At 61.5% G+C, this 8,193-nt stretch carries 10 protein-coding genes; 3 read left to right on the plus strand and 7 right to left on the minus strand.

The window, feature by feature from the left end:
- On the plus strand, positions 1-1,035 hold a 1,035-nt coding region (gene rpoN / locus MAMT_RS08365; RefSeq protein ID WP_142660522.1), incomplete at its 5' end, for an RNA polymerase factor sigma-54.
- Positions 1,036-1,070: 35 nt separating this feature from the next.
- Here rpoN and MAMT_RS08370 read toward each other — a convergent pair.
- The 6 genes from MAMT_RS08370 to MAMT_RS08395 all read right to left on the minus strand — a co-directional run bounded on the left by MAMT_RS08370 (position 1,071) and on the right by MAMT_RS08395 (position 5,939).
- On the minus strand, positions 1,071-2,024 hold the full coding sequence (locus MAMT_RS08370; RefSeq protein ID WP_246186605.1) for a multicopper oxidase domain-containing protein: 954 nt from the start codon (positions 2,022-2,024) through the stop codon (positions 1,071-1,073).
- A 372-nt stretch (positions 2,025-2,396) separates the two neighbouring features.
- Positions 2,397-3,278 carry a hypothetical protein gene (locus tag MAMT_RS08375; protein WP_142660524.1) on the minus strand — a complete coding sequence of 294 codons (882 nt, stop codon included), beginning with the start codon at positions 3,276-3,278 and terminating at the stop codon, positions 2,397-2,399.
- Positions 3,275-3,922, minus strand: a complete 648-nt coding sequence (locus MAMT_RS08380; protein ID WP_142660525.1) for a hypothetical protein — start codon at positions 3,920-3,922, stop codon at positions 3,275-3,277. Before MAMT_RS08380 ends, MAMT_RS08375 begins: the two co-directional genes overlap by 4 nt.
- Before the next feature lie 16 nt (positions 3,923-3,938).
- Positions 3,939-4,499: a hypothetical protein gene (locus MAMT_RS08385; protein WP_142660526.1), complete on the minus strand. Its 561-nt coding sequence runs from the start codon at positions 4,497-4,499 to the stop codon at positions 3,939-3,941.
- On the minus strand, positions 4,496-5,494 hold the full coding sequence (locus MAMT_RS08390; RefSeq protein WP_142660527.1) for a hypothetical protein: 999 nt from the start codon (positions 5,492-5,494) through the stop codon (positions 4,496-4,498). The genes MAMT_RS08385 and MAMT_RS08390 overlap by 4 nt, the downstream gene beginning before the upstream one ends.
- Before the next feature lie 25 nt (positions 5,495-5,519).
- Positions 5,520-5,939 (minus strand): hypothetical protein, encoded by a 420-nt coding sequence (locus MAMT_RS08395; protein WP_142660528.1) that lies wholly within the window; start codon positions 5,937-5,939, stop codon positions 5,520-5,522.
- Positions 5,940-6,002: 63 nt separating this feature from the next.
- Between MAMT_RS08395 and MAMT_RS08400 the strand changes: the two genes are divergently transcribed.
- Entirely contained in the window at positions 6,003-6,422 is a 420-nt protein-coding gene (locus tag MAMT_RS08400) for a hypothetical protein (protein WP_142660529.1), read from the plus strand.
- Positions 6,423-6,479: 57 nt separating this feature from the next.
- Here MAMT_RS08400 and MAMT_RS08405 read toward each other — a convergent pair whose 3' ends face one another.
- Positions 6,480-7,364 carry a hypothetical protein gene (locus MAMT_RS08405; RefSeq protein ID WP_142660530.1) on the minus strand — a complete coding sequence of 295 codons (885 nt, stop codon included), beginning with the start codon at positions 7,362-7,364 and terminating at the stop codon, positions 6,480-6,482.
- A 173-nt stretch (positions 7,365-7,537) separates the two neighbouring features.
- On the opposite strand from MAMT_RS08405, the gene MAMT_RS11430 reads away from it, so the two are divergent.
- The gene (locus MAMT_RS11430) at positions 7,538-7,711 is read left to right on the plus strand and encodes a hypothetical protein (protein ID WP_178087027.1); all 174 of its coding nucleotides are present in this window, start codon (positions 7,538-7,540) and stop codon (positions 7,709-7,711) included.
- Positions 7,712-8,193: the final 482 nt, after the last annotated feature.

The following is an 8,193-nucleotide window of genomic DNA, read 5'->3' on the forward strand; positions in this document are numbered from 1 at the left end:
GCGGCAGCCGGTGGCCCGGAACTGCTCCGCGGCGGAATCGAGATCATCGGCAATCTCGATTCCCGAGGCTATCTGCGGATCGATCTCGAAGAGGTCGCCAATCGGACGGAACTTTCCCTAGAAAAAGCGGAGGAAGCGCTCCGCCTGGTCCAAGGCTTTGACCCGGCGGGAGTCGCCGCGCGCAACCTGCAAGAGTGCCTGCTCCTCCAACTTCGTCGGCAAGGAAAAGGGCAGGAGGTGGAAGCCAAGATCGTGGAAAGCTACCTGGAGCTTCTTGCCCGAAAAAAGCTTCCCGAAATCGCAAAGCTTCTGCACGTCCCGATCTCCCGTGTAACGACTGCTGCCGCTTTGATTCGTACTCTCCAGCCTAACCCGGGGGGCAGCTTCCGCCGCACCGAGCGGGAGGCGATCGTCGAAGTTGATCTCCGTGTGGAAAGGGTCGATGGAAAATGGACCGTTCTTACCAGCGAGGCGGTCATCCCCCGGCTGCGGATTAGCGGAGCGTATAAGGACCTCTTGCATGCCAATGGACAAGATCCGGGCTTGCGGAACTATCTGAAGGACAAGATCCGATCCGGCCGCTTCCTTCTGAAATGCCTGCGCCTTCGTCAGCAGACGCTTTCGGAAGTCGCGTCAGCGATTGTCGACTGCCAGACCGAGTTTTTAGATCACGGCCTCAGCCATCTACGACCGCTCACCATGGGGGAGATCGCTCGCCGAGTAGGCGTTCATGAAACAACGGTAAGTCGGGCGATCGCGAACAAGTATATCGAAACTCCTCATGGGATTTTCGATCTCAAGTACTTTTTCCGCCCCGGCTATCAGACGGCCAAGGGCGATCTCCTTTCCAATCAGACCGTTAAGGCGACCCTCGAAGAGATGGTTCGCAAGGAAGACCCGCGGAATCCTCTTTCCGATCAGGAAATCGTCGAGGCTTTCCAACAAAAAGGAATCGCCCTTGCCCGGAGGACGGTGGCCAAATACCGGGCGGCGCTGAAGATCCTTCCCTCCCACCTCCGCCGTTCGGCAGCGTGAAGGGAAGTGGCCGCGCGTGCAAAAAAAAGCGTCTCCTAGCGGGCCTTTCCTTCGTGGATGATCGAGGGATCCAGCGGCCCGGTGACAAGAAGCTCCCCGCCCAACCCCTTCTCCTGCCTGGCGAAAAAGTGGTCGACCAGTGGGTATTTTCCCGGAACCTTCGGCGTAAACTCGACAAATCCGGCTCCCCCGGCCGGAACAAAAATCGAACAGCTATTCTCCATGGGAGGCGTTGCCACGCTGCCGTCCTCATAGATTCGTTCAAAGATCGCTCCAAGCGCATGGAGGTTAGAGGAGAAGTTCGGGCCAGCGTTCCCGAAGTAAATCCGCACTTTCTGGTCGACACGAGCGCGAAGAGGATGGCGGAGCAGCGAGCCAACCGAGCCATTGAACACAAAGTAGTCCGGTTGCGCCTGAAGGATTTTCGAGAGATCCGACACCAGGGAACCGGAAGATCCGGAGGAGCCGGACGTATAGATCTCCCCTTGCATGAAATAGAATTCCCGGTCCACCTTTGGAAGGCCGCCAGGCGGTTCGACCAGGATGAGACCATACATCCCGTTGGCGATGTGCTGCGAGATCACGGGCGTCCCGCAGTGGTAGAGGTAGAGTCCTGGGTTTAGGGCACGGAAGGTGAAGACCTTTTCCGCACCCGGGACCGCCTGGGTGAGCGTAGCTCCTCCTGAGTAACCCCACGCGGCGTGCAGATCCACGGAGTGAACCATTCGGCTTCCGGGATCATTGCGGAGGTGAACCTCGACGGTGTCACCGATGCGGACTCGCAGGAACGGCCCGGGAACTTTCCCGTCGAAGGTCCAGTAACGGAAGATCGCTCCGTCCGTGAGCTTCCCGTCGACCTCGCGCGCTTGCAGATCGATTCGAACCAGCGTCGGGGCTCGCCTCGGCAGAGGCCCGGGGAGATCGGAAGGGTCTCGGCTGATGTCGGACGCTGTGGCGAGGCTCTCGGCTTCAGAGGCTTGACCAGGCAAAGTAAGGATTGCTGGGATAATGCCGCTTAGCAGTAAAAGAAGAATCCGCGAGTTTCCATTCTTCCACCAAGATCGAAAAACGCCCTGTCGCCCTTGCACCGTTGCCGAGCATAGCCGTCCAAAGAGGGGAGTCAATGACCGGTTCCCCTCCAGAGCGAAGCGATGTACCTATCCGCACAACCGGTGCTTGGTCCTCTTCTTACCCCTGTCGACCGGCTCGTCTGCTGCAAAAGCGAGGCTGAGCCCGAGTGGCCCGTGCCGGCTTTCACTTCGCCGATGTGCGCCTTGCCGATGTTCATCCGAGACATCGTCCGGATCGCGCGATCGAGGCATCGAGTACGGATAGGCCAGCTTATCGATGGTCGAGATTCGCTATTCGACCGCTTGCTGCCGCTGCATCTGCCTCCCTTCGGCGGCCTTCTTGGAACGGACGAGATGCTCGCGGAGTGCCTTCTCGGTCGCCTTTCGCTGCGCTTCCAGCGCCCGCTCTTCCTCCCGAAGCCGTCGGTGGAGCTGCCGCTCCTGTTCTAAGAGCTCCTTCCTCTCCTCTTTTTGCAGGGCGAGCTTCTTGGTGAGGGCAATCAACTTCTTGTCCTCGGTCCGTGCGTCCGGTTTCTGGGCAACGGGAAGTTTCTTGGGGGGACGGACGTCGTTCCGCCCCGCGGCGGCTTGATGCTTCGAGATCCGAAGGGAAGTCGACTTTTCCTGAACAGCGGCACCGGATTGCTTCATCGGTCTAGAGGGAGCCGGATGAGGGGAAACCAGGGGCGTTGCGCTACTCTTCTTCTGGCGGAAGGCGCCCAGCGGAGGTTGGCCTTCCGCCGCGGGAAGAACCCGGTGGACGATAAAGACGCCGTCGAGCGACTCAAGCTTGTATCCGTTGGCCCGCGCTCCCGCCTTGGCCATCGAGAGGGGATCGACGTCGTAGAAGATCGAGTTGACCATTCCCTGAACCTCCGGAGTGGGAATATAGTTGGTGCCTGCACGCTGGGCCATGGCTTGGAGGAAGGCGTTGAGCGGCATTCCAAGAATGTGGTACGCCTTGGCCACCGCATCCTCCTCCGGTCTTTCCGACGGCCTCTCGAAAGAGGGGAAATTCGCCCTCTGCCCAGGGCGAAAATCGACGTCGAACTCCCTCGGAGGAGCGGGGACTCGCTTACGCCATTCCCCTGCTCCGTCCTGTCCCCGGGAGGGAAGAAGGGAAAGAGGAAGGAGACTCCCCACCGACAAAAGAAGCAAAGGAAGCGGTTTCATCGTCCGGAAGAAGAAGGATCGATAAAAATCTCGTTGGCCGGCGTTCCCGGCCCGCCGCTCGGACGAGGCCAGGGGACGCGAACCTCCGTCCCCTCCTCGTCCCGGAGAACGAGACAATGGCGATCGATCTGCGCCACTCGAGCTTTGCAAAGGCCGGAGGGTGTTCGAATCACGAGCTGCTCGCCTGGATGGTAGACCCTGCCGCCGACGATCACCTCTTGCCCCTCGAAGTATCCCCAAATCGGCAGGTAGGAAGCGAGGCTCGAAAGGGAGACCGGATGCTCCCCGCTCTGCGCCGACCCAGTTTCAAAAGCGCCGCTCGCCGGCAACCCAAAGGCATCGACTCCCCCCGGAGGAGGGAGAGCGACGCTTGCCGTCAGCGGGGAAGAGGGCGGCGCAGGGAGGCTTTGCACGACGCCTGCCGATCGCGCTCCGGGAAGATGGGCTTCCCCATCCGCCTGCGCGGCCGCATGGGTGACTTTGCCGATCTCCCATCCTGCTTTTCGGTTAGGGAAAAAGAGCAAGAAGAGGAGAAGACCGATGAACCCCGAAAGAACGAGGGTTGTCGCAGAGAGAGGTGGCTTTCCTCTCTTAGCTAGGGGCTGCTCCCCTTTCGTCTCCTTCGCGGGACCATTCGGGTTCATCGCGATTACCTCGCTGTCAGGGCCGCAAGCCGAGGTCGCTCGGCCGTGGGCTCAGGACCGATAGAGGGGGAGGGGAAGACGCGGGGGAGGCGACGATGCAAAGATTCGGGTGCGTGAGGCGACGGAAGACGATCTCGGTTCGTAAGCTCCCAACCCGGGTACCCCGAGGGCAGCCGAGGGAAATTCGAGTCGGAGCCAAATCGAGAAGTTCGCGGTCACAAAAGAGAAGAAACTCGACGGCCGCCTGCGAACGGCACTCCACTTCCATGAGGATTCCTTCCGGAGCTTGGCTCAGACCTACTAGGCGAAAGTCATCCCGCCGTCGCTGGAAGCGGCTCACGGCATCGACCAGCCGCCCCTCGGCGGCGCCGGCGGTGCTCGTCTCCCATTGCGTCAAGCGCCATCGCGCCGCTGCGATCTCCTGCGAGTGCTGTTGCAAAAAGCCCTGAGCCGCCTCGCTCTGCTGCCAGACGGCAACTCGCTTCTTCGCCTCTGCCGGAATCGATTGAGAGACCCGGACAAGAGCCATGCTGACCCCAAGACAGGCACCCAGAAAGAGCAGCGTCTTGCGACTCATCGCAGATCCTCCCAGCGCAGCAGCGCGATCAGGGTTGCCCGGAGCGGCTCCGCTCCATGAGAGTCCCCGCTGTCCAAGGAGTAGGGTATCTTCAACCCGGTCGGGTTGAGACGAATCTTTCGTCCCGTGCTCCTCTCGAAAGCCATACCGACCATCGCTCCAAAGGTCGCCATGGCTCCCATTCCGTCGCTGTCGAAACTGCGAATTTGGATCCGCACGCGGCCCCCTTGCGTTGAGGAGGGGGCGCTGATCTCCAGCGCGTCGACGAGAAGCGAGGGTACGGCGGAGAAGGCCACCGCCGCCACCATGGGAGCGAGCCGGGTTCGCGTCGCTAATTCTTTGTCGAGGAGATTTGCCCGGGAGAGAATCTCTTCCGCCTCGTGCCGCAAGCGAATCCACTGGGCTTCCTTGGCTCCAGCACGCCACCAGGCGGGAGTGGAGATCGCCGGCAGGGCCTGGACCACCCAGTAGAGAAGACTCGCCCCGACCATGGTCAAGCCTGCCCAGCGGCAGAGGCACTCGGTCGAGAAACCGAAGGTTCCCGTCAGAGGATGAGGAAGAGTTTGTCCTTTCGCTTTTCCGTTTGCGTCCGCGGTCGGTTCTTCCAGCGTTCTCAGGAGCAGGAGAGGGGTTCTTTTCCTGCTCTGAGCGGGTGCGTCGTGAGGAGAAGAGACCTCTTGGCCCTGCATTCGGGCGGATCGGGAAGCAGGACGCTCGCCTGCTAAGTCCTCTGGCGACGGACGCCTCGCTTCCTTTTCTTCGAAAACCTCTGGCGAAGCCGAAGTCGGAAGATCCGAGGAATCTCCCACGGACTGCGGAAGGCTTCGCGCCGGGTCTTGGGTCAAACTCCCGACCGGTTTTGCTACCGGAGAATGACCCTGCAACACTTCGCCTAAGGCCGAAGCGGGCTTGCTTGGCTCGTCTCGCTCCTTAGGCTCGTCCCGTCCCAAGGGAACTCCCGAGAGCGGCTCGGGAAGCGTCCTCTGCTGGTTCATGGTTCCTCTATCCTTCATAGGACGTCTAGAGCCCGGGAGAAGGCGACCCGCGGGGAACTCGCGCGTTGCTGAGGGTCGCCCAGTAGACTCCTTCCTCGTAGAGCACGTTTCCCGTCGCCGGCACAAAAGGGGACTTGGGATCGGTCCGAAGTCCATCGACCACGTAGCGGGTAGGGAGCGATTGGACAAAGATCCTCGCCGAGCGGAGTTCGGTCCCTGCCGGTAGGAGCCGCTTGCCGTGAAGGCGGAGCGGCTCGGTAAGGACAAAGCCGTACCGGGAAGGCTGGACCCGAACCGGCTGGGAGGAGAGCAACGGGTCGCTGGCGCGACACGGAACGTCAACCGCGCAGGCGGGCGCGAACGCAAGGCGAGCTCCGGATCCGCATCCGGCCTCGGCCAACGCAGCCGCCAGCAGGCAGAGAAGAGCGATTTGCGCCTTACCCATCACGTAACCACCGATCGTATTAGGACGACAGGGGAAGGCCGCCGCTACCCTATGCAAAAGGAGATGGCCCGCAAGAGAAACAGGGTGGAGCCGATCGATCGTCGTCCGGCGCTCTGGGAAAGGGGAATGGCCAGCTTCTCGGAAGCCGTGACTCTGTTGGCTCTCTCTTTCTCGATCGCGGGGAAGTGGGGCGACTTTCTCTTTCTGCTTCTTTATCCCGCTTGGTGTGGTCTCTGGGAGGCGAAGATCCGCTCCCGGCCCCTTCACTGGCTCTTAGGGTGGCGTCTTGCCCCCTTCGGCCGTTTTTCGTTCGGTCGGTCGCTGGCGCGCGGCCTTCTCCGCGTGCTCTTCCCCTTCCTGCACGTCGGTTGGCGCCGAGTCACCTTATTTGACCTCTGCACTCGGTGCCGATGGATCGTTTGCGCTCCCCTCAAAAACTCCTCTCCGCGCCTCCCGCGGCAAAAGCCGGTGGGTTACCGGTAGCGCGCCGGCAACGAACCAGACTCTCGCTCTCGTCACGCCAATCGCGCGACAGATCTGTTAGGTGAGCACGTCGGCTTCCGCCGTCCCCACTTTCTGACGGACGGCGAGGATCTGTTCTATCAGGGAGACTTCCTTTTGCCGAGCTTCGCGCGCCTGGGTCAATTCGGCCTCGGAAAGCCGATAGAAGTCGGACTGGCTCCCGAGACGGCTCTCCGCTCGCATACGGGTCACATCCTGGACGAGCTGATGGCGCGCCCTCTCCAGATCCTCGATCTTCGCTTCCCGCTGGAGCAGCGCCTCGGTTGCCCGGTTGTTTTCGATTCCGAGAGCAAGCGCCCGACCCTCGGTTTGCGCCAGTTTCTCCTCGAGAGCCTTCCACGCGGCTTCGACAGCATCCGCCTCGGGCGGCCATGGCGCGACACTCACGACACGATCCTTCTCCAGCAGGACCGCGGCTTCGCCCGGCATCCAATAGAGCCTCGGCGCCAGTCGGTGGATCGACTGCGCCGAAGTGCCCGGGAGCTGCAGAATCCCGCTATCCTCGCGAAGCGTGACGAGCACGCGGACGGGAGGCGGCGGCTCGTGCTCCCTGCCGGTCTCCCGCTCGGCACGAGAGCGCAATTGGAAAGCTGCCAGACCGAAGCCGGCAAGGAGGCAGAGTCCCGCTGCCAAACCGCCGAGTTGCTCCAAGGAGTAGGCGAGGGGAGAGTGGGGAGCGAAGAGACTGGCGCGGCCAAGCAGGAAGCTCCCTGCAAGCCAGCCGCCGACCACCCAACTTGCCCTTGGGCTCCGTGCAAGGAGAGCTCCATGCGGCCACCAGCGCCCGGCGACCAGAAACCGGAGAAAGATCAGGAGTCTGCCGGAGGGCATCGGCGGAGGCGGAACCCCGCGTAGAGCAAATAGCAGTCCCCCATACAGGATGAGCAGCAGACCGGCCTCCATCGCTCTTTCCTTGTGGTCTCTCCCTACTTGTGGCAAATCCAATACGCTTCCTGTGGACCGCTTGCGCAGAGACGCGTCCGCGAAGGCCATGGAGAAGCCCGAGTGGGGAGAGAAGCAGGGGAGAGAGCCGGAAGAAGAATCTCGATGCTTCCAATCAGAGGATAACAGAACGCATGCGCCAAAAGATTGGACACTATTTCATCGACACAGCCGGTGCGCTCCTTGTGGCCGTTGCCCTCGACCGCTTTGCTCCCGAACCGATCCATTCCTGGCTGCGGAACGGCTGGAGCATGACGGGGGACGCGATGGAAGCGGTGGTCCACTGGATCGGTCGGCTTTTTCATTAGGGGGGGCAGAGTCCGCTCAAGCCCTTACCGTCCCTCAGGAACCAGTTGCCTCTTGGGGAAGGGGAGGTCTGCTTTCGGGCGTAATAAGCGTGGGTGACATCCCGGTGCAACCTCAGTCGCGTCGCGTACAGGCGCGAAACCGGCTTTCTGAACGCACCGGCTCAGTGGTCGCCCGCATTCTTAAGGACCTCAAGTGATCGCCGAGCGGCAGGGGCGTGGAAGCGGGAAAAAACCGTCGCCGGACGAGACAACAGGGCAGCCGTGACGTCGCTGCTGAACAGGGCAATCAACGCTCATTTGGGAATCAAGTCAGGAAGTCGGAAGTCTCCGGATGCCGACGACAACGAAGACGCGTTAGCGGCCCTCGACATACTGGGCGATAGGTGTTGAGGTTCACATGATTACCTTCTAGCAAATCGCCGTCCGTTGCTGATCGGGAGTGCGGTGCTTCGGGAGGTTGTGGCAAGCTGGAAAGCCGAGGT

Origin of the sequence: Methylacidimicrobium tartarophylax, assembly GCF_902143375.2 — a bacterium.
In the GTDB taxonomy this organism is placed as follows: Bacteria; Verrucomicrobiota; Verrucomicrobiia; order Methylacidiphilales; family Methylacidiphilaceae; genus Methylacidimicrobium; species Methylacidimicrobium tartarophylax.